Genomic DNA, 19,623 nt, shown 5'->3' with positions numbered 1-19,623 from the left:
GGCGGCCCTTATGCGCTCTCCCGTGTGCTGCGGCAGAGTGATGCGCTGGCACCGGCGGCCGTCCGCGTCCTGGGCGCCGACGCGCTCGCGCCGTACGCGGCGGACCACCACACCCCGGCCGCGGGGCACGAGGACCGCGGCGTCGTCCAGGCGGCGCTGGCCGCCTTCCCGCCAGGCGCCGACGCCTCGGCGGTCTCGGTCTGGAGCTACCGGGGCCTGGTCGAGGCGTCCCATGCGTTCCTGCCCGGCGGCCCCGACCGCTGGCCGCAGCCGCCGGACGCCGCATCGGGCTGGATCGACGCCGACCCCTGGCCCAAGCTCGCGCACCGCGCCTCCCAACTCGCCGCCCTGGCACTGCCGGGCCTCTCCCCCGTACTCGCCGACGCGCTGACCACCCGCACCGACGATCTCGCCCGCGGCTTCGTGCGCGCGGTACGCCGCCGGGACTGGCTCCAGGCGGCGGGGCTCGGCCGCTGGCTGGCGCGGCTGCCCGGGGTACCGCCGACGCTCGGGCTGGACGCCGGGCTCGCGTTCATCGGGCACATGGGCGGCGGTGACGCCCGGGTGGCGCTGCACCTCGTCGCCGCCCGGTGCTTCTACGGGCGGGGGGAGTGAGCGGCCCGCCGCCGGCGGCGGCCGACCCCGCGCTGCTCGACTCCGTCACCACGGGCGCCCTGGGCTGGCTCGGCGCGTACCGCGACCGCTTCCGGCTGCCCGCCGACGTCACCACCGACGCCGACCCCAACCTCACCCTCAAACCCCTCGGCGAACTGGCCGAACTCGCCCGGCTGATCCAGGAGCTGCACCCGCGCGCGGACGTGCGGGAGGCGGCCGCGGAGCTGTTCGCATTCGCCTGGGAACAGTTCGACCGGGGCGCGCTGCACGTCGCGTTGATGCGCAACGAGCCGCAGGCGGTGTACCCCGTGGAGCTGTACGGCGTCTTCGCCCGGGCCGGGCTGCGCCATCCGGCGGCCGACGCCCTGCTCACCACCGTCACCGGACTGCGCCGCTGGCGGGTGGCGGGCGGCGATCACACCCGTACGCTCAGCGTGCTGGGCGCCGAGCGGCGGATCGGGCTGCCGCTCCACGCCGACCCCGGCGCGGTGTTCGCCCTGACCGGTCTGGGAGTACGCGCCGAGCCCTGGCTGCTGGACCTCCGGGCCGCGTACGGCCTCACCCACGACGTCTTCCACCTCACCGACTGGGGGCGCGCCCGCCACCGGATGGCCGCGCCGTGCGCCGCGTATCTGCGGCTCTGGCTGCCCTGCTGGCTGGAGGGCGAACTGGAGCGGGAGCTGTGGGACCTGGTGGGGGAATTCCTCGCGGTCGCCGCCTGTCTGCCCCGGCCCTGGTACCCGGCGGACGTCTGGCGGCAGCTGGCCGCCGCACAGCGAGCCGACGGCGGTGTGCCGGAGCGGGGCGACACGGCGGACGGCCCGTACCGCGACGATCCGTTCCTCACCTGCTACCACTCGACCCTGGTGACCGCGTTCGCCGCCACGCTCGCCCGCGTCGGCACGGACACCGCCCCCGACGACTCCACCGGCGCGGCGTGCACCACCGCTCCCGGCCGGGAAAGCGAGGCAGCACCGTGACCGTTACGGCCGCGCCCCCGGCGCTGCTGCACCGCGTCGGCGACCGGGCCCTGGCCTGGCTCGACGCCCACCGTGAGCACTTCCGGCTGACGCCCGAGGACCGCGCCACCAACCGCGCGCTCCTGGAACGGCTCAAGCCGGTCGGCGAGCTGGTGATCAACATGCGGGTGCTGTTCCGGGAGGGCGTGGCCGGCTCGCAGCAGCGCGCCCGCGCCGGGCAGCTCCTCGACTTCGCCTGGCGTGAGCTGCTCGACGGCGGCAACGTCCTGGCCGCGCTCCAGCACGACGAGCCGTTCTCCCCCGTCCCGCTGGAGATCTACGGCAGCTTCCACGAGCTGGGCCACCGTCACCCCGGGCTGGAGCGGGCGATCGCGACGGCGCGGCAGACGCAGAGCTGGTCGGCGCTGGAGATGGTGCCCAACCGGCGCCTCGGCGTGCTCAACGCCGAACGTAAGCTGGGGCTGACGCCGAGCGGCGACTTCGGCCGGGCGTTCTCCCGCACCTGGCTGGCGCAGCGCCCCGAGCCGTGGACGGTGCAGCTGCACCTCGCCTACGACGTGACCCACACCGTCTTCCACCTGACCAACTGGGGCGCGGTGCCCGAGCGGATCCCGCCGCAGATCGCCGACTACCTCACCCGCTACCTCCCGGCGTGGCTGGAGGACTGGGCGGACCTGGGCCACTGGGATCTGCTGGGGGAACTCCTCGTCGTCGACGCCTGTCTGCCGCGTCCTTCGCTGGACGCGCAGGTGTGGGAGCGGTTCGCGGCGGCGCAGGACGCGGGCGGGGCGATGCCGCTCCAGCGGGAGATGCCGGACGGCGACGCCGCCGCGGTCTTCGACATCGTGCACCACCCGACGCTGGTCGCCGCGTTCGCCTCCGCGATGGCCACCTCACGGGCGCTGGCGGACGCGCTGTGACGGTGGCGCTCACGGACCGGGTGGCGGACGCCGTCGCCGCCATCAGGGCGCCGGACGTGGTGGTCGCCGTGACCCGCCACGGCGCCCGCACCGTGCTGAGCGGCGGCACCGCCCCGCCCCCGCCCGGCGGCCGCCACGCGCTGCGCTACGAACTCGGTTCGCTCAGCAAGACGTTCACCGTGCTGCTGCTGGCGGCGCTCGCCCACGACGGGATGCTCGGCACCGACGACCGGCTCACCGACCGGCTCCCCCGCCTCCCCCGCCACGCCTCACCGCACCCCACCGCGCACCGCATCACGCTGCGCCATCTGGCCACCCACACCTCCGGGCTGCCGCGGTTGCCACGCGAACTGCTGCCCGCCGGGCTGTTCCAGCCGTACGCCAACGGCTACCGCGGCTACGGCACCGACCGGCTGCTGCACAGCTTCGCCCGCACCCGGCCGCGGCCGCCCGGGACCCGCTGGCACTACTCCAACTTCGGCCTGGCGCTGCTGGGCTGCGCCCTGGCCCGCGCCACCGGGACCGCCTTCCCCGCACTGCTGACCCACCGGGTGCTGGCCCCGCTCGGACTGACCGGGACGACGCTGGAGCCCGGCACCACCGGCACCGACGCCATGGGACACCGGGCGGACGGGCGCACGCCCGTACCGGCCGGTCCGATGGGCGCGTTCGCCCCGGCGGCGGCGGTCCGCGCCACCCCCGGCGATCTGCTCACCTACCTGGAGGCCCATCTGGCACCCGGCACGACGCCGCTGGCCGGCGCGGTGCGCGCGGTGCAGGTGCCGCAGCTGCGGCGGGGCGCGGGACGCCCGCACACCCATACGCTGACGTGGTTCCGGCATCCGGCGCCGGGCGGCCCGCTCCTCTTCCACCTGGGGGCGACGTTCGGGCAGCAGGCGTTCCTCGGCTTCCATCCGGCGAGCGGCACCGGCGTCGCCGCCGTCGCCACCCGGCGCGGCCGCGCCTGCCGCCTGACGGAGACCGCGTACGAGTTGCTGTACGCGCTGGGCGGCGACGCGGCCGGCGGCTGAGCGGGCGTCAGCCGCCCGCGAGGCCCAGTTCGTCCGGGCCCAGCGAACGGAAGTGCCGGGCGACCTCGCCGTCGGTGACGTCCTTCAGGCACGCCGGTGACCAGCGGGGTGCGCGGTCCTTGTCGACGATGCGGGCGCGGATGCCCTCCACCAGGTCGGGCGAGGCGAGCGCCGCGCAGGCGATGCGGTAGTCCTGGTCGAGGACGCGCTCCAGCGAGCCGAGGCGGCGCACCCGGCGCAGCGCGGCGAGGGTGACCTTCAGGGAGGTCGGCGAGAGTTCCAGCAGGGACTGCGCGGCGCTCTTCGCGGCCGGTTCCCCGCTGCGCTCCAGCCGGTCGACGATCTCCTCGACGGTGTCGGCGGCGTAGCAGGCGTCGATCCAGCCGCGGTGGGCGTCGAGTTCGGCGGCGGGCGCGGGCCCGGCGAACCGGGCCACGGCCTCGTCCACGTCACCGGTGGCGAGGGCACCGGCCAGCTCCGGGAGACGGGCGGCGGGCACGTAGTGATCGGCCAGGCCGCAGAGCAGGGCGTCGCCGGCGGTCATCGGGGTGCCGGTGAGGGCGAGGTGGGTGCCGAGTTCGCCGGGGGCGGCGGCCAGCAGGTGGAGTCCGCCGACGTCGGGCACGAAGCCGATGGCGGTCTCCGGCATGGCGACGCGGGAGCGCTCGGTGACGATCCGGACGGCGCCGTGCGCGGAGACGCCGACGCCGCCGCCCATCACGATGCCGTCCATGAACGCGACGAACGGCTTGGGGTAGCGGGCGATCTGCGCGTTGAGGCGGTACTCGTCGCGCCAGAAGGCGCGGCTGGCGGCGCCGTCGCCGTCGCGGGCGTCGTCGTGGATGGCGCGGATGTCGCCGCCCGCGCAGAGCCCGCGCTCCCCCGCCCCGGAGAGCACCACGGTGGCGACGGCCGGGTCGTCCCGCCACGCGTCGAGTGCGGCGGACAGCCGGCGCACCATGCCGTGGGTGAGGGAGTTGAGCGCCCGGGGCCGGTTGAGGGTGAGGTGTCCGGCGTGGCCCTCGGTGCGGCGCAGTACGGCGTCGTCGGCGGCGGTCATCGGGCGTCTCCGGTGCGCTGCGGGGTGGTGAACGGCATCTCTCGTCGGTCCTTCCAGCGGTACGGCGCCCGCGGGCCGCGGACGGTCGGTGACGCCCCCACTCCATCAGACGGCGCAGGTCCGCGGGCGGGTGCCGGACGGATTCCGTGGCCGGGAGCCGCCGCCCGCGGGAGCGGCGGACCGTGCCGCCACCGGGACCCGATACCCCTTTCCCGTCCAAATCCGGCCATTTACGGCTGGGTTAAACTTCCGGGGCCGACAACGCACTGTTGTACGGCCGTCACCCGTTCCGCGGTCGGCGGCCGTACGTCCGGGACGACGGGAGGGACGGACATGCCGACCACCGCCGCTCCCCCCGTTGCCCCCGCCGCTCCAGCTGCTCCCGCCGCACCCGCCGCCTCCGGCGCCCGCCCGCACGGCGCCGGCTCCGACGCGGTCCGGCCGCGCCGGGTCCGGCGGACCTCCGCCCATGCGCACGGTTTCGTCCCGCACCGCAGGCCGCGCCTCGCGCCCTGCGCACGCAGCGGCATTCCCGATATGTCCTGCGCCGGCTGACGCCACCTCACCTCCTTCGGGGCCCGCTCCGCCCGGCCCCGGTCACCGGCGCCGGATGCTGCACAATGCCTGACCAGTGACGGCCGGTCCCACCGGCCCGTCCGGCCAGGGGCCTCACGCGCCCGCACGCTGTACGCACCCCCGCAGGAGCACCTCCATGGAGCCATCGGCCCACGTCGGCAAGACCGCCCTACCCGGGGTCGGCACCCGCTACGACCTCGACACGGACGGCGGACGGCACATCTCGGTCGTCGCCCACCAGGACGGCCGCCGCATCCTCGCCTTCCACGACCCGCAGGACGAGGACAGCTGCCAGGACTCCGTGGCGCTCGCGCCGCAGGAGGCGAGCGCACTGTCCAAGCTCCTCTTCCCCGACCCCGTCGCCCATCTCCACCAGCATCCGGAGATCGACCTGGTCACCGAGCACATCCCGGTCACCAAACGATCCCCGTACGCCGGGCGGACCCTGGGGGCCACCGCGGCCCGCACCCGCACCGGCGCGTCCATCGTCGCCGTTCTGCGCCGTACCGACGCCGTGCCCTCGCCCACCCCGGACTTCCGCTTCGCGATCGGCGACACCCTCGTCGTGGTCGGCACCCGGGAAGGCGTGGACGCCGTCGCCGCATTGATCACCGGAGGGTAACCGCCCGTGCACGACACCACCGCGCTGCTCATCGAACTCGGGGCCATCATCCTCGGCCTGGGCATACTCGGCCGGCTCGCAGGGCGGGTGGGATTCTCACCGATTCCGCTCTACCTGCTCGCCGGACTCGCCTTCGGCCACGGGGGGCTGTTGCCGCTCAACGCCAGTGAGGAATTCGTCTCCACCGGCGCCGAGATCGGCGTCATCCTGCTGCTGCTCCTGCTGGGGCTGGAGTACAGCGCCTCGGAGCTGGTCACCAACCTCAAGACGCAATATCCCTCCGGGATCGTGGACTTCGTGCTGAACGCGGTGCCGGGCGCGGTGGCCGCGCTGGTGCTCGGGTGGGGGCCGGTGGCCGCGGTGGCGCTGGCCGGTGTCACCTGGATCTCCTCGTCGGGCGTGATCGCCAAGGTGCTCGGCGATCTCGGCCGGCTGGGCAACCGCGAGACGCCGGTGATCCTCGGCGTCCTGGTCATCGAGGACCTGGCGATGGCGGTCTACCTGCCGCTGCTGACCGCGCTGCTGGCCGGGCTGAGCCTGGCGGGCGGCAGCCTGACCCTGCTGATCTCGCTCGGTACGGTGGGTGCGGTCCTGTACGTGGCGCTGCGGCACGGCAGACTGATCAGCCGGGCGGTCTCCTCGGACAACCCGGAGATGCTGCTGCTGGTGGTGCTGGGCCTGACGGTGCTGGTCGCCGGGGTCGCGCAGCAGCTCCAGGTGTCGGCGGCGGTCGGTGCGTTCCTCGTCGGCATCGCGCTCTCCGGTGAGGTGGCCGAGGGCGCGCACCATCTGCTGGCGCCGATGCGGGACCTGTTCGCCGCGGTGTTCTTCGTCTTCTTCGGCCTCAACACGGACCCGGCGGCGATCCCGCCGGTGCTCGTCCCGGCGCTGATCCTGGCCGTGATCACCGCCTGCACCAAGATCGCGACCGGGTGGTTCGCGGCCCGCCGCGCCGGGGTCCGCACGGCGGGACGCTGGCGGACCGGCGGCACGCTGGTGGCCCGCGGCGAGTTCTCGATCGTCATCGCCGGGCTCGCGGTCGGCGTGGAGCCCCGCATCGGCCCGCTGGCCACCGCATACGTCCTGATCCTGGTGATCATCGGGCCGCTGGCCGCCCGCTTCACGGAGCCGGTGGCGCGCCGCGCGACCCGGCTGCTGGGCCGCGCCCCGGCCACGGCGGGAGCGGTGCCCGCACCCGCGGCGGCGGCCGCCGAGGAGTCCCCGGCCACTCCGGGTGACACGGCCCGTACCCGCGGCTGACGGGTCCGCCCACGACGCCGGCCGGCGCCCGCGAGGGGTGCCGGCCGTCGGGCCGTCCGCACGGTCACGGCCGTGCGCACGGATCAGGTGCGGTGGCGGCTCCTGCCGGACACCGCGACGCAGATCAACCCCAGCAGACACGTCAGACCGCCGATGACGGCGTTGGTCCAGATCACGCCGCGGTCCGGGCCGCTGCCGACGATCCAGGGCGCGATGATCATCCAGACGCCCATCGCGCACATCGCCCAGCTCAGCCCGTACATCCGCGCCGGACGGGCGGTGAAGCCGAGGCCCAGGGCGGCGATGGCGATGCCCATGATCAGGTTGTGGGTCATCAGCGCCGGCTGGGAGGCCGTGAAGTGCACGATCCACGGCGAGACCGCGCAGAACAGGCCGACGAGGAACACCGGTCCGTCCACGAGGGCCACGTCGCGCCCGCCGAGCACCCGGTCGTACCGGGCCTGCATCTCCGATACATCGGGGTGACCCGCAAGGTCTCCCCTGTGGTGTGAGACGTCGGCCATCCGACTCGCCTCCTTCGTCCGCAAGCCTGGCCGTATCGCGTGGCACAGAACCACACACCCCTATTCTGCGCTTATGTCGGCTTTATGTGTAGGGGTGGCGGGCGGGCGTTCCGGCGGCGGGACGGCGGGACCGGGTCAGGAGCGTCCGAGCAGACCGTCCAGATGCGGCAGATCGTGGGCGAGCCGCTCCCGCTTGGCGCGGAGGTAGCGGATGTTCTCCGGGCACGGCTCCATCAGCAGCGGCACCTGCGCCGCGACGCCGATGCCGTGGGCCACCAGCGCCTCCCGCTTCAGCGGATTGTTCGACAGCAGGCGCACGGAGGCGACACCGAGGTCGTGCAGGATGTCGGCGGCCACCCGGTAGTCACGGGCGTCGACCGGCAGCCCGAGCGCGAGGTTCGCCTCGACGGTGTCCAGCCCCTCCCCCTGGAGTTTCATCGCCCGCAGTTTCGCCAGCAGTCCGATTCCGCGGCCCTCATGTCCTTGGAGATAGACCAGAATTCCACGGCCTTCGGCGACGATCTCCCGGAGCGCGGCCGCCAATTGCTCACCGCATTCGCAGTGCCGCGAGGCGAAGACATCTCCGGTCAGGCACTCGGAATGCAATCGGGTCAACGTCCGCCCCCCGGCGACCTCGCCGTGCACCAGCGCCAGCTGTTCCTCACCGGATATCCGGTCGCGATAGCCGACCGCCGTGAATTCCCCGTAGGCAGTGGGCAACCGGACCTCCACCACGCGTTCCACACCGGAGCGTTGAGCGGAATCGCGGGACACGACATCGTGTTCGGTCATGCCGGGATCGTACCTCCCGGAAGGGGAATTCCGCGGGGTGCACATGAACAGCGGCCGACAACTTCACCGCGGGGTACGGAAGATGCCCGGGCGCCCCTGCCGCCGTGTTCCGGCGGCGCGTAACCTGCGGGCGTACGGGCGCCCCGACACCCCTTCACCACACGCCTCCCGCGGGGCGGAGCGCGCCGCCGAACGGACGGAGAGAGGCCGCACGGCATGGACACACCCCGGCCCCCGGCGGGCCCGCTGCCCGCCGACACCACCGGCGACTGGGCCGAGCGGCCCGCCCAGGTGGCGCTGCTGCCCGTCGGCAGCTTCGAACAGCACGGCCCCCACCTGCCGCTGACCACCGACACCGTCATCGCCTGCACCGTGGCGCAGGAACTCGCCGCCGCCCACCCCGTCCGGCTGCTGCCGCCGCTGGCCTTCTCCTGCTCGCAGGAGCACGCCGCCTGGCCGGGCACGGTCAGCCTCTCCGCGACGACGCTGTACGCCGTCGTCCGGGACATCGCCCGCTCCCTGGCCGCCGCCGGGGCCCGCGGGCTGGTCCTCGTCAACGGGCACGGCGGAAACTACGTACTGCGCAACGCCGTTCAGGAATCGGCCGGCTGCGGGCTGCCGATGGCGCTCTTCCCCGGTTCGGCCGACTGGGGCGCCGCGACGGCACACGCCGGGGTGGAGACGTCGGGCCACAGCGACATGCACGCCGGGGAGCTGGAGACCTCGATCCTCCTGCACGCCCGGCCGGAGCTGGTCCGGCCCGGGTACGAGGACGCCGACCACCTCGCCGACGACCGCCGTCATCTGCTGACCCTCGGCATGGGCCCGTACACCGCCTCCGGTGTGATCGGCCGGCCCTCCCTGGGGACGGCCACGAAGGGCGCGCGGGTCCTGGACTCGCTGGTCGCGTCGTTCGGGGAGTACCTGGCGGCCGTCGAGGGGCGGAGCGCCGGCCCCGGGCGTACGCCCGGGGCCGCACGGTGACAGCGGGCCGCCCCGCTTGGTAGACAGCAGCAGTTCACCGACCGCAGCCGGTGGCGCGCCCCACCGGGCGCGGCCGCCGCTGCCCGACGAGGGGCGGGCATGACCCGAACGAACCGAAGCGGCGCACCGGACACCGGCGCCGCATGGCGGCGGCTGCTCACCGTGCGGTCCGCCGCCGACGCACGGGGCGCCGGGCTGCGCCGCGGCGCGGACGGCGGCTGGGCCTGGCCGGAGCCCGCACCGGCCGGGGCGGCGGCGCTCGCGGCGCGGTACCTGCCACTCTGCCTGGCCGGGCCGCACACCGCGTTCGCGCAGCTGGGGCAGAGCGCGGACGGGTTCATCGCCACCCGCACCGGCGACGCCGACTTCGTCACCGGCGCGGAGGACCGGCTCCATCTGCACCGGATGCGGGCGCTGTCCGACGCGGTCCTCGTCGGGGCGGGCACCGCGACCGCCGACGACCCCCGGCTGACCGTCCGCGCCTGCGAGGGCGCCCACCCGGTGCGGGTGGTGCTCGACCCGCGGGGCCGGGTGCCGCGCGGCCGGGGCGTCTTCACCGACGGGGCGGCGCCGACGCTGTGGGTGGTGGGCGCGGACACCGCGGCGGCCCGCGGGCGGCCACCGGGCGACGGGGTGACGGTGCTGCCCCTCGCCGACCGGGCGGCGTTCGCGCCGCGCCCGCTGCTGTCCGCCCTCGCCGCCCGCGGCCTCGGCCGGGTGCTGGTGGAGGGCGGCGGCGACACCGTCTCGCGCTTCCTGCGCGCCGGGGCGCTGGACCGGCTCTACCTGACGGTCGCACCGGTGCTCATCGGCGACGGCGTACCGGGGCTGCGGTTTCCCGGTACGGGCGTGATGCGGCGGGCGCTACGGCCCCCGGCGCGCCGCACCCTCCTCGGCGAGGACACGCTCTGGGAGTTCGACCTGCGCGGGTGCGGACCGCAGCCCGGCGACACCGCGGACGATCAGCACGCCGATGCCGGGCAGGCTGGCGACGAGGGTGAGCACGCCGTAGACCACGGCCACGGCCAGGCCCTGGGCGGCGCCTAGCCCGGCGGCGCCGAACGACCAGGCGGCGACGCCCTCGCGCGGGCCCCAGCCGCCGACGTTCAGCGGCAGCGCCATCGCCAGCAGCGCCAGGACCATCAGCGGGACGAGGACGCCGAGCGGGGCGGTGGAGCCGGCCACGCGGGCGGCGAGCAGGAACATGCCGAGGTATCCGGCGAGCACCGCGACGGACGAGAGGATCACACCGTGCCAGCCGCCGTTCGCCAGCAGGCCGTCGCGCGCCTCGGCGCAGGCGGCCAGCACCGCGCGGCGCCGCCGGGAGGTGGCCGGGCCCCAGCACAGCCAGGCGACGGCGGCGAGCAGCAGCAGACAGAGGACGAGGGCGGCCGCGTCGGCACCGGAGGTGCGGACCAGCCGCTGGGTCTCGGCGAGCGCCAGCGACGGCTGGGCGAGCAGCACCAGCACACCGACGGCACAGAGCACCACCTGCCCCGCGGCCCGCTCCAGGACGACCGCGCGGACGCCGCGGGCGAGGTCACCGGCGCTGCGCCCGTGGCCCACCGCGCGGTGCACATCGCCCAGGACGCCGCCGGGCAGCGCGGCGTTGAGGAAGAGCGCGCGGTAGTAGTCGGCGAGCGCCCGGCGCAGCGGCAGCCGCAGCCCCAGACCGCGGGCGACCAGGCACCAGCGCCAGGCGCTGAAGGCGGTGGTGAACAGGCCGATGGCGAGGGCGCCGAGCAGCGCCGGGGCGTCGATGCGGCGCAGCCCGTCGAGGAACGGGCCGGTGCCCAGCCGCCACAGCAGCACCGCCAGGATCGCCGCACCGGCCAGGGTGCGCAGCCAGGCGGCGAGGGCGCGCGGCATCAGGACGCCCCGGCGGGCAGCACGAGGAGATCGTCGTGGCCGAGCGTCACGCCCAGCGTCCCGGCGGCGAGTTCGGCCTCCCGGCCGCGCAGATACCCGGCCGCGGCCCCGGCCAGCTCCGGCCGCTGCTCCACGGCGGCGCCGACCCAGCCGCGCAGCCAGGCGGCGGTCAGCTCACGCTGCCCGGCGCCCAGCTGCCAGTCGGCGGCGTACGTGGTGACCGAGGCGCCGCGGCGCGCGAAGGCCGCACGGGCGGTGGCGGCGGCATCGGGGCCCAGCAGCCGGCGGCCGGCGGTGGTGCGGCGCTGATGGTCGTTGAAGGCGGCGGTGAGATCGGCGTCGAGCGGGTCGTACGAGGTGAACGCCGGGCGGCCGGTGACGCTGAGGGTGAGCAGCGCGGGGCAGCCGGCGGCGACGCAGGCCGCGGCGAGGGCGTCGATCTCGCCGGGGGTGAGCATGTCGAGCAGCGCCGAGGCGGTGAGCAGATCCGTTCCGGCGAGGTCGGCCGCGGTGAGCCGGGTGAGGTCGGCGCACGCGGTGGCCGCCGTGACGGGCGCGCCGTCGGCTGCCGCCGGCGGCAGCGATCCGGTGGCGAGGGCGAGAAGCCGCGGATCGTGGTCCTGGAGGATCCAGTGCTGGGGGCCGGGCAGCCGGGGCGCCAGCCAGCGGGCCATCGAGCCGGTGCCGCACCCGAGGTCACGGACGGTCAGCGGCGTCTTCGGCGGCAGCTTCCGGCGTCTCCGGGCGAGGAGGTCACGCAGCGGGCCGAGCGGCGCGGTGGCGCGGGCCGCGGCGTCGGCCGGTTCGCGCAGCGTCAGCCAACCGGGCGCGTATCGGGGGGTGTCGGTCACGCTCACATCGTCCTCCGGGGCTCCCGCGAGAGGGTTTCCAGTACACCGGCCAGGGCGCGGGAGGTCGTCTCCCACCCGGTCAGCATGGCACGCCGCGCATGCGCCGCGGCGCGCAACGGGCGCCGCACGCCCGGGTCGCGCAGCCAGGCGTCCAGCGCGCCCCGCAGCGCGTGCGGCGGCCCTTCGGGCACCAGCACACCGGGCACCGCCCCACCGGGCGCCCGGCCGACGGCCTCCGGGACGCCGTCCACTGCGGTGGCGACGACGGGGATGCCGCGGGCCAGCGCCTCGGTGAGGACCATGCCGTACGGCTCGGCGTACGACGGGAGGACGACGAGGTCGGCGGCGGCGTAGCGGGCGCCGAGGGCTTCGGGGGTGAGGGCGCCGGTGAGGTGGAAGCGGTCGCCGAGTCCGTGCCGGGCGACGAGGGCGCGGACGCGGGCGGTGTAGGCCGGGTCGCGGTCCAGGGCGCCCGCGCAGACGCACTCCCAGGGCAGGTCGGCGAGGGCGGCGAGGGCTTCGGCGAGGCGGAGCTGGCCCTTGCGCGGGATGACGGCGGCGGCGCACAGCAGCCGGTGACCGCCGTCCGTGCCGGTGGTGAGGGGCGCCGGGTCGGTGCCGGGGGCGGCGATGTGGACGCGGTCGGGCGGCAGGCCGTGGTGGGTCACCAGGCGGCGGGCGGTCCAGGTGCTGGTGGCGACGGTGGCGTGGGCGGTGTGCAGGGCCCGGCGTTCGGCGGCGTCCAGCTCCGCGGCGAGCGCGGGGTCCAGGCCCGTCTCGTCGGCGAGCGGGAGGTGCACCAGCACGGCGAGGCGCAGCCGGTACGCCCGGTCGGCGAGCACCTCGGGCGCGGCGCAGGCCACCAGGCCGTCCAGGAGGACGGTGGCGCCGTCGGGCAACGCCGCCAGGAGGCGGGCCAGTTCCGCGCGGTCGGCGGCCGTGGGGCGGGGCCAGGAGCCGGCGGCACGGTGGTCGGTGACGTGCCATCCGGCGCCCGGCAGCTCCCGGGCGATGCGCAGGTCGTAGCGGTTGCCGCCGCTGGGTGCGGCCGGGTCGTCGACGCCGGCGGGCAGGACGAGGTGGACGGCGCGCGGGGCGTGCTCCGCCGTCACAGGGCGCGCTCGTAGCTCGCCCAGGCGATGTGCGATTCGTGCAGGGTGACGGTGAGGCCGGTCAGGCCGTGGCCGCCGGGGCCGAGGTGACCTGCGTGGACGCGGTCGGCGAGCCGGTCGGCGATGATCCGGGCGAGCGCCTCCGTCGAGGTGTTGATGCCCGCGAGGTCCGGTTCGTCGTCGAGGTTGCGGTAGTTCAGCTCACCGACGACGGCGCCGAGTTCCCGGGTGGCGAGGCCGATGTCGACGACGATGTTGTCCTCGTCCAGCTCCGGGCGGCGGAAGGTCGCGTCCACGAGGAAGGTCGCGCCGTGCAGCCGCTGGGCCGGGCCGAAGACCTCGCCGCGGAAGCTGTGGGCGATCATCAGGTGGTCGCGGACGGTGATGCTGAACAACGGTTCCCCTTCCGGGAGGTCGGCCGCCGCGCGGGGCGGGCGGCGGGGTGGTGGCCGGGGCGCGGTGGCGTCTCAGACGGGGTCCGCGTCCGGGTAGACGAGGCGGTGGCAGAGGGCCGGGAGGGTGCCGTCGGCGAGCCGCGGCATCAGCTGCGGCAGGTCGTCGAAGGGGCTCTCGCCGGTGATCAGCGCGTCGAACGCCGGGTCGGTGAGGAGGTCGAGGGCGAGCGCGAGCCGGTCGGCGAAGGTGCGGCGGTCGCGGCGGGCCGGGGAGACGGCGCCGACCTGGCTGGAGCGGACGGTCAGCCGCCGGGAGTGGAACTGCTCCCCCAGCGGCAGGGTGACCTGGCGGTCGCCGTACCAGCTCAGTTCGAGCAGGGTGCCCTCGGGGGCGAGGAGTTCGAGGCCGCGGGCGAGTCCGGCGGAGGTGGCGCTGGCGTGGACGACGAGGTCGCAGCCGTCCGCGGCGTCCTCGGGGGAGGCGAAACCGGCGCCGAGCGCGGCGGCGGTGGCCGCGCGGGCCGGGTCGGTGTCGACGAGCTGGACGCGGACGCCGGGGAAGCGGGCGAGGAGGGCCGCGACGCTGCAGCCGACCATGCCGCCGCCGATCACCGCGATGCGGTCGCCGATCAACGGGGCGGCGTCCCAGAGGGCGTTGACGGCGGTCTCGACGGTGCCGGCGAGGACGGCGCGGGCGGGTGGCAGGCCCTCGGGCAGCGGGGTGACCGCGGCGGCCGGGAGCACCAGGCGGGTCTGATGCGGGGCGAGACTGAAAACCGCGCGGCCCACCAAGGAGTCGGGCCCCTCTTCGACCCTGCCGACGTTCAGATAGCCGTACTTGACGGGGCCGGGGAATTCACCTTCCTGGAACGGGGCGCGCATTGCGGTGCGTTGGCTTTCCGGGACCTCGCCACGGAACACCAGCGTCTCCGTTCCGCGGCTCACTCCGGAGGCCAGGGTGCGTATCAGGACGTCATCGGGGCCGGGTAACGGCAGACCGACCGTCCGGATTTCACCGCGCCCCGGAGAACGCAGCCAGAACGCACGGGCGGTGCGTCTCATCGGCATCCTCCTGAACATTCGCGTGATGGTTCATGATGCTGGAGATCACGAGGCCGCGGACACGATACGCGGCCCTTATCGACTGTGCCACACAGTCCCGGGAGGCACGGTGGCCGTACAGGACAGGCCGCAGGAACGCGAGAAAGCACGGCCGTTGGAACAGGAAACGACGGCGGGAATGGGGGTGCAGATACTTCTGCTCGTGGCGCTGTGCGCCGCGGTGGGGCTGGGGCCCGCCGGTTGGCTGGCGGGCGCGGCGTTCGCGGTGGGCACCTGGGCCGTCCTCACCCTGGCGCTGCGCCGCTCCTGGGCGCGCGGGTTCGGCGCCGCGAACCGGGTGACGCTGGCCCGCGCGACGCTGGTGGGCGGCGTGACGGCGCTGGTCGCCGACTCGTTCGGGCGGCACGCGCCGGTCGCGGTGCTGGTCGCGCTGGCGTCGGTGGCGCTGGTGCTGGACGCCGTGGACGGCAAGGTCGCGCGCCGCACCGGCACCGCGACGGCGCTGGGCGCACGGTTCGACATGGAGGTCGACGCCTTCCTGATCCTGGTGCTGTGCGTCTTCGTGTCGATGTCGCTGGGCCCGTGGGTGCTGGTGATCGGCGCGATGCGGTACGTGTTCGTGGCCGCGGCACGGTTCGCGCCGTGGCTGCGGGCGCCGCTGCCGCCGAGTACGGCGCGTAAGACGGTGGCGGCGTTGCAGGGCATCGTGCTGGTCGCGGCCGGTGCGGACCTGGTGCCGCGGCCGGTGTCGGCGGCGGCGGTCGGGCTGGCGCTGGCGGCGCTGGTCTGGTCGTTCGGCCGGGACGTGCGGTGGCTGTGGCGCACCCGGCGGCGCCCGGCCACGGCGGGCTGAGCCCGCGGGAGGGCCGGGGCGTTCCCGGGGGGCCTGGGCGTTTCCGGGGCCGATTCACTTACGGGGGCGGTGTGTTCACCGCCCCCGTACCGGCGGCGCCTTTTCCGCTTCCTCATTTCCCGGCGTACCGCTCCCGTGCATCACGGCGGCGCGCATTTCGTGGATCCGGTGCGTGCGCGTTTTCCCGTATGCGCCGGATCCGTGCCGCCGCGCATCCGCCCGTTCCGGGCTCAGGGCAGCCGGACGACCTGGGCGGCATAGCTGAGACCGGCGCCGAAGCCGATGAGCAGGGCGAGTTCGCCGGAGAGGTGCGGGCTCTCGTCGAGGAGCGCCGTCATGGCGAGCGGGATCGAGGCGGCGGAGGTGTTGCCGGTGTGGGCGACGTCGTGCGAGACGGCGACGGTGTCCGGCAGCCGCAGCGCCGTGGCGAGGCCCCGGACCATACGGTCGTTGGCCTGGTGCGGGATGAAGGCGCCGAGGTCCGCGACGGTGATCCCGGCCCGGCGCACGGCGGCCCCCGCTACCTCCGGCACGTGCCCCATCACCCAGCGGTACAGCTCCGGTCCCTGCATCCGCAGGAAGCCCGGCTCCCAGCCGTCCTTCTCGTCGGCCGGGTCGGCGCGGCAGGTCAGCAGGTCGGCCCCGGAGCCGTCGCTCCCCCACGCCGGGGCGGCGATGCCGGGCTCGGCGGCGACGGTGACCAGCGCGGCGCCGGCGCCGTCGGCGAAGATCGGGCTGGTGGAGCGGTCGCCGGGGTCGACGATGTCGCTCATCCGCTCCGCGCCGACGACCAGCACCCGGTCGAAGGTGCCGCCGGCGATCAGACACCGCGCCATCTCCAGGGCGGCGCAGAAACCGGCGCAGGCGGCGTTGACGTCGAACGCGGCGCGCGGCCGGCCCGGCAGGCGGTCGGCGACGGCGCGGGCGACGGAGTGCTCCGGGTCGCGGTGGCTCATCGAGGCGACCAGCACACAGTCGACGTCGCCGGTGTCGACACCGGCCCGCCGGGCGGCCTCCAGCGCGGCGTGGGCCCCCATCACCTCCAGGGTCTCGGCGCTCCCGGCGAGGCGCCGGCTGATGATGCCGGTGCGGCGGCGAACCCAGTCGTCCGACGAGTCGAGGTCGCGGGAGCTGATGAGTTCGGAATTGGAGAGGGAATTCACGGGACGGTAGCCCGCCACTCCCGTTACCGCAGCATGACGACTTTCCCATTCCACGGACATGAATTGACTCCTGAGCGCAGCAAGGATGACCGCCCGTAATTTCTCCGATGTGTAGCTAACCTCATCGGCGGCGGTTGAACAAGGAGTTCACTTTCCGGCCGGAAGACTTACCGCCGGGTAAGGAATGGAAATCGGTGCGGCCGCAGAAATATTGGCCTCATACGGCGACGACCCGTGCGGCGGGCAGCTCGGCGCGCAGCGCCTTGCGGTCCACCTTGCCGTTGGTCCGCGACCGCGGGACCGCGGCCACCGCGACCGCGCCGGCCAGCCGTTCGTGCGGCCGCAGGGCGGCGTTGACGTCGGCGACGAGCGCGGCGAGCCGGTCGTCGGAGAGGTCGTGCGCGGTGGCCAGGAAGGCGACGGGCGCATGGCCGCGGTCGCCGTCCGGCCGTTCGACGACGGCGGCCTCGCGGACGTCCGGGTGCGCCTCCAGGGCCCGTTCGAGCAGCGACGGGGCGATCAGCTCGCCGTCGCGGTGGAAGACGTCGGCGGTGCGGTCGAGGACGTAGAGGTAGCCGTCCGCGTCGAGGCGGCCGACGTCGCCGGTGGCGAACCAGCCGTCCGCGTCGAAGGGGCGCAGGTCGGGGCGGTTGGTGTAGCCGGACATCAGCTGCGGTCCGCGGATCTGGAGTTCGCCGGTCGCCCCGGCGGGCAGCGGGCGGCCGGTGGTGAGGTCGACGATGCGCGAGCTGCTGCCGGCGACGGGCGGGCCGACCGAGCCGGGGCGCGGGCCGACGGGCCCGTCGGTGTGCGCGAGGTGGGTGGACTCCGTCAGGCCGTACCCCTGGAAGACGGGGACGCCGAGGCGGTCCGCGAGGGCGGCGATGACGCGCGGGGCGAGGGTCTGGTTGCCGGCCGCGACCATGGTGACGGTCTTGAGCGTCACCCCGTCGAACTCCGGCGCGGTGGCCAGCCGGGTCAGCCGTACCGGCAGGCTGTAGTAGTGCGTGGCGCCGTGCGCGTCGGCCAGCCGCAGGGACTCCTCGATCGCGGGGTCGGGGCAGAGCAGCTGGCAGGCGCCGGCCCGGACCGCGGCGTTCATGTGCATCGGCGAGACGATCGGGATGTGGCACAGGACGGCCGAGTCGGCGCCGATGCGGTGGGCGTCGCCGAACTGCGCGGCGTTGGTGCGGATCGCGCGGTGGGAGACGGCGACGCCTTTGGACGGGCCGGTGGTGCCGCTGGTGAACATCACCGCGGCGACGGCCTCCGGGTCGTGCGGGGCGCGCGCGGGGCGGGCGCCGCGGGGCGCACCGTCGGTGAGCACCTCGGCTGCCGGGTCGTCCCCGGCCCACAACGCGAACGTGCGGACGGGCCGCGGCAGCCGGTCGCGCAGCCCGGTCAGGACGGGATACACCTGCGGGGCGAGCAGGGCGAGGGTGGCGCCCGACTCGGCGGCGACGCGCGCCACGGCGGCGGGCGGCAGCATCGGGTTGAGCGGCACGACGACCGCACCGGCGCGGATCGCCCCGTAGTAGGCGGCCATGAACGCGGGGTGCGGGGCGGAGGACACCAGCACCCGGCCCCGGGCGCCGTCCTCACCGGCGGGCAGCAGCGGGGCGAGGGCCGCGGCGTAGGCGTCGGCCCAGGCGTCGAGTGCGGCGTAGCTCCACCGGCCGGCCGGGCCGATGACGGCGGTGCGGTCGGGGCTGCGCCGTGCGGCGTCGGTCAGCAGCGCGTCGACGGGCGCGGCGGTGGCCGGGCCGGGGTCGTGGACGGGCGGGGTGGGCTCGTCGTACATCGCGGTTCTCCCGTTCGCTGAACGGCCGCCGCCGCGGTTCGCGGGCGGCCTCGCCGTGGACGCTGAGGCACCGGGGTCAAAGGCCGGTCAGGAACCGCTCAAGCCCGCCCGCCGCGGTCCGGTGGGGGCCGCGGGCGTCTTGTGCGGACTTTGAGCGGGCCTTGAGACCGGGACCGAAAGCTTCGGCACCCGGCCGGATCCGGCCAGGGACACAACCGGACGAAGGAGTCGGCGTGCCCGAGACCGTCACCACCCCCGCGGCGGTGTCCGCGGACCTCTACCAGGAGATCCACCAGTTCTACGCCCGCCACATGTACGCGGGCGACAGCGGCGACCTCGACGGCTGGGCGGCCGGATTCACCGAGGACGCGGTGTTCGTCTCGAACGGTCTGCCCGAGCCGCTGGAGGGCCGCGACGCCATCGACGCGGCGACCCGGGCCGGCCACGCGGCGCGGGCCGACCGCGGCGCCGTGCACCGGCACATCGTCACCATGCTCGACGTCCGCCCGCAGGACGCCGACTCCGTCGCGACGCGGTCGTACGTCCTGGTCGTCGAGTCGGTCCGGGAGGCCGGGGCGAAGCTGCACGTCTCCACGGTGCTGGAGGACCGGCTCGTACGGGCGGACGGCGGCTGGCGGGTGGCGGGGCGCTGGGTGAGCCGCGACGACCTGCCGGCGGCGCCGGCCACCTCCTGACCGGGGAGGCGGCCACCGTGTCCGGTTCCGCGCACCTCGCGGCCACCCGGCTGCAGCTGTTCTACGCACGCCAGGTGCACGCCCTCAACCACGGCGACTTCGACGCCTACGGGCGCACCTTCACTCCCGGCGCCCGCTTCGTACTGTCCGGGCGGGCGCAGTCGCTGTGCGGCGCCGAGGCCATCGCCGCGCACAGCCGGGCGCTGGCCCGGGCGCGCGCCGCCGACGGCGCCGTCCAGCGCCACCACGTCACCATGACCGCCGTCCTCGCCGGTCCGGACGGGGCGCTGCGGGCACGCTCGGCCACGCTCATCGTCACCACCGGCCCCTACGGGGTGCCGCAGCTGACCGCGAGCACCGAGTGCGAGGACGTCTTCGAGGAGTACCCGGGCGGGCTGCAGATCGCGGAGCGGCGGGTGCTGCCCGACGGCGCCCCGCGCCCCGCCACCGTCTGAACC

General features: G+C 75.4%; 20 protein-coding genes and 1 pseudogene. 11 read left to right on the top strand and 10 right to left on the bottom strand.

The genetic code is table 11. The features are described from left to right. Nucleotides 1–24: 24 nt before the first annotated feature. The 4 genes from ACF1BH_RS24130 to ACF1BH_RS24115 are packed head-to-tail and all read left to right on the top strand — an operon-like array spanning nucleotide 25 to nucleotide 3,546. Nucleotides 25–615: a hypothetical protein gene (locus tag ACF1BH_RS24130; protein WP_391645458.1), complete on the top strand. Its 591-nt coding sequence runs from the start codon at nucleotides 25–27 to the stop codon at nucleotides 613–615. Next, nucleotides 612–1,595: a DUF6895 family protein gene (locus ACF1BH_RS24125; protein WP_391645456.1), complete on the top strand. Its 984-nt coding sequence runs from the start codon at nucleotides 612–614 to the stop codon at nucleotides 1,593–1,595. The genes ACF1BH_RS24130 and ACF1BH_RS24125 overlap by 4 nt, the downstream gene beginning before the upstream one ends. Beyond that, on the top strand, nucleotides 1,592–2,515 hold the full coding sequence (locus ACF1BH_RS24120) for a DUF6895 family protein (RefSeq protein WP_391645454.1): 924 nt from the start codon (nucleotides 1,592–1,594) through the stop codon (nucleotides 2,513–2,515). Before ACF1BH_RS24125 ends, ACF1BH_RS24120 begins: the two co-directional genes overlap by 4 nt. 2 nt (nucleotides 2,516–2,517) lie before the next feature. Next, on the top strand, nucleotides 2,518–3,546 hold the full coding sequence (locus ACF1BH_RS24115; RefSeq protein ID WP_391645452.1) for a serine hydrolase domain-containing protein: 1,029 nt from the start codon (nucleotides 2,518–2,520) through the stop codon (nucleotides 3,544–3,546). 7 nt (nucleotides 3,547–3,553) lie between these two features. On the opposite strand, the gene ACF1BH_RS24110 is transcribed toward ACF1BH_RS24115, so the two are convergent. Beyond that, entirely contained in the window at nucleotides 3,554–4,606 is a 1,053-nt protein-coding gene (locus ACF1BH_RS24110) for an enoyl-CoA hydratase/isomerase family protein (RefSeq protein ID WP_391645450.1), read from the bottom strand. Between the two features lie 712 nt (nucleotides 4,607–5,318). Here ACF1BH_RS24110 and ACF1BH_RS24105 point away from each other — a divergent pair. Together ACF1BH_RS24105 and ACF1BH_RS24100 are read left to right on the top strand one after the other, a co-directional pair. Further along, nucleotides 5,319–5,804 carry a cation:proton antiporter regulatory subunit gene (locus ACF1BH_RS24105; RefSeq protein ID WP_391645448.1) on the top strand — a complete coding sequence of 162 codons (486 nt, stop codon included), beginning with the start codon at nucleotides 5,319–5,321 and terminating at the stop codon, nucleotides 5,802–5,804. Nucleotides 5,805–5,810: 6 nt separating this feature from the next. Further along, complete coding sequence (locus ACF1BH_RS24100; RefSeq protein WP_391645446.1) at nucleotides 5,811–7,064, top strand: cation:proton antiporter; 1,254 nt, start codon at nucleotides 5,811–5,813, stop codon at nucleotides 7,062–7,064. 83 nt (nucleotides 7,065–7,147) lie between these two features. On the opposite strand, the gene ACF1BH_RS24095 is transcribed toward ACF1BH_RS24100, so the two are convergent. Both ACF1BH_RS24095 and ribA read right to left on the bottom strand, forming a co-directional pair. Continuing rightward, nucleotides 7,148–7,588 (bottom strand): SPW repeat protein, encoded by a 441-nt coding sequence (locus tag ACF1BH_RS24095; protein ID WP_391645444.1) that lies wholly within the window; start codon nucleotides 7,586–7,588, stop codon nucleotides 7,148–7,150. 135 nt (nucleotides 7,589–7,723) lie between these two features. Further along, nucleotides 7,724–8,380 carry a GTP cyclohydrolase II gene (gene ribA / locus ACF1BH_RS24090; protein WP_391645442.1) on the bottom strand — a complete coding sequence of 219 codons (657 nt, stop codon included), beginning with the start codon at nucleotides 8,378–8,380 and terminating at the stop codon, nucleotides 7,724–7,726. A gap of 216 nt (nucleotides 8,381–8,596) precedes the next feature. On the opposite strand from ribA, the gene ACF1BH_RS24085 reads away from it, so the two are divergent. Next, nucleotides 8,597–9,364 (top strand): creatininase family protein, encoded by a 768-nt coding sequence (locus ACF1BH_RS24085; protein WP_391645440.1) that lies wholly within the window; start codon nucleotides 8,597–8,599, stop codon nucleotides 9,362–9,364. 99 nt (nucleotides 9,365–9,463) lie between these two features. Further along, entirely contained in the window at nucleotides 9,464–10,411 is a 948-nt protein-coding gene (locus ACF1BH_RS24080; RefSeq protein WP_391645438.1) for a RibD family protein, read from the top strand. Here ACF1BH_RS24080 and ACF1BH_RS24075 read toward each other — a convergent pair. The 5 genes and pseudogenes from ACF1BH_RS24075 to ACF1BH_RS24055 form a co-directional block, all read right to left on the bottom strand. Beyond that, a pseudogene (locus ACF1BH_RS24075) lies at nucleotides 10,400–11,233 on the bottom strand (lysylphosphatidylglycerol synthase transmembrane domain-containing protein); the annotation flags it as partial. The gene ACF1BH_RS24080 and the pseudogene ACF1BH_RS24075 sit on opposite strands and share 12 nt — an antisense overlap. Continuing rightward, nucleotides 11,233–12,090, bottom strand: coding sequence for a methyltransferase domain-containing protein (locus ACF1BH_RS24070; RefSeq protein WP_391645436.1), 858 nt, complete (start codon nucleotides 12,088–12,090; stop codon nucleotides 11,233–11,235). The gene ACF1BH_RS24070 and the pseudogene ACF1BH_RS24075, both read right to left, overlap by 1 nt. Then, complete coding sequence (locus tag ACF1BH_RS24065; protein ID WP_391645434.1) at nucleotides 12,087–13,196, bottom strand: glycosyltransferase family 4 protein; 1,110 nt, start codon at nucleotides 13,194–13,196, stop codon at nucleotides 12,087–12,089. Before ACF1BH_RS24065 ends, ACF1BH_RS24070 begins: the two co-directional genes overlap by 4 nt. Beyond that, nucleotides 13,193–13,591: a 6-pyruvoyl tetrahydropterin synthase family protein gene (locus tag ACF1BH_RS24060; RefSeq protein ID WP_391645432.1), complete on the bottom strand. Its 399-nt coding sequence runs from the start codon at nucleotides 13,589–13,591 to the stop codon at nucleotides 13,193–13,195. The genes ACF1BH_RS24065 and ACF1BH_RS24060 overlap by 4 nt, the downstream gene beginning before the upstream one ends. Before the next feature lie 72 nt (nucleotides 13,592–13,663). Next, a complete protein-coding gene (locus ACF1BH_RS24055; RefSeq protein ID WP_391645430.1) occupies nucleotides 13,664–14,653 on the bottom strand; it encodes a zinc-binding alcohol dehydrogenase in 990 nt (329 codons plus the stop codon). Between the two features lie 178 nt (nucleotides 14,654–14,831). Here ACF1BH_RS24055 and ACF1BH_RS24050 point away from each other — a divergent pair, with 178 nt between their 5' ends. Next, nucleotides 14,832–15,506, top strand: a complete 675-nt coding sequence (locus ACF1BH_RS24050) for a CDP-alcohol phosphatidyltransferase family protein (RefSeq protein WP_391645428.1) — start codon at nucleotides 14,832–14,834, stop codon at nucleotides 15,504–15,506. Nucleotides 15,507–15,736: 230 nt separating this feature from the next. Here ACF1BH_RS24050 and ACF1BH_RS24045 read toward each other — a convergent pair whose 3' ends face one another. After that, nucleotides 15,737–16,729 (bottom strand): beta-ketoacyl-ACP synthase 3, encoded by a 993-nt coding sequence (locus ACF1BH_RS24045; RefSeq protein ID WP_391645426.1) that lies wholly within the window; start codon nucleotides 16,727–16,729, stop codon nucleotides 15,737–15,739. 157 nt (nucleotides 16,730–16,886) lie between these two features. Next, nucleotides 16,887–18,470 carry a class I adenylate-forming enzyme family protein gene (locus tag ACF1BH_RS24040; RefSeq protein WP_391645424.1) on the bottom strand — a complete coding sequence of 528 codons (1,584 nt, stop codon included), beginning with the start codon at nucleotides 18,468–18,470 and terminating at the stop codon, nucleotides 16,887–16,889. A gap of 233 nt (nucleotides 18,471–18,703) precedes the next feature. Here ACF1BH_RS24040 and ACF1BH_RS24035 point away from each other — a divergent pair, with 233 nt between their 5' ends. After that, nucleotides 18,704–19,165 (top strand): nuclear transport factor 2 family protein, encoded by a 462-nt coding sequence (locus tag ACF1BH_RS24035; RefSeq protein ID WP_391645422.1) that lies wholly within the window; start codon nucleotides 18,704–18,706, stop codon nucleotides 19,163–19,165. 17 nt (nucleotides 19,166–19,182) lie between these two features. Beyond that, nucleotides 19,183–19,620: a nuclear transport factor 2 family protein gene (locus tag ACF1BH_RS24030; RefSeq protein ID WP_391645420.1), complete on the top strand. Its 438-nt coding sequence runs from the start codon at nucleotides 19,183–19,185 to the stop codon at nucleotides 19,618–19,620. Nucleotides 19,621–19,623 lie beyond the last annotated feature (3 nt).

Origin of the sequence: Streptomyces sp. NPDC014733 (assembly GCF_043083385.1) — a bacterium.
Classification (GTDB): Bacteria; Actinomycetota; Actinomycetes; order Streptomycetales; family Streptomycetaceae; genus Streptomyces.
The sequence above is the reverse complement of the archived record's forward strand: the minus strand, read 5'-3'. Positions and strand labels throughout refer to the sequence as shown.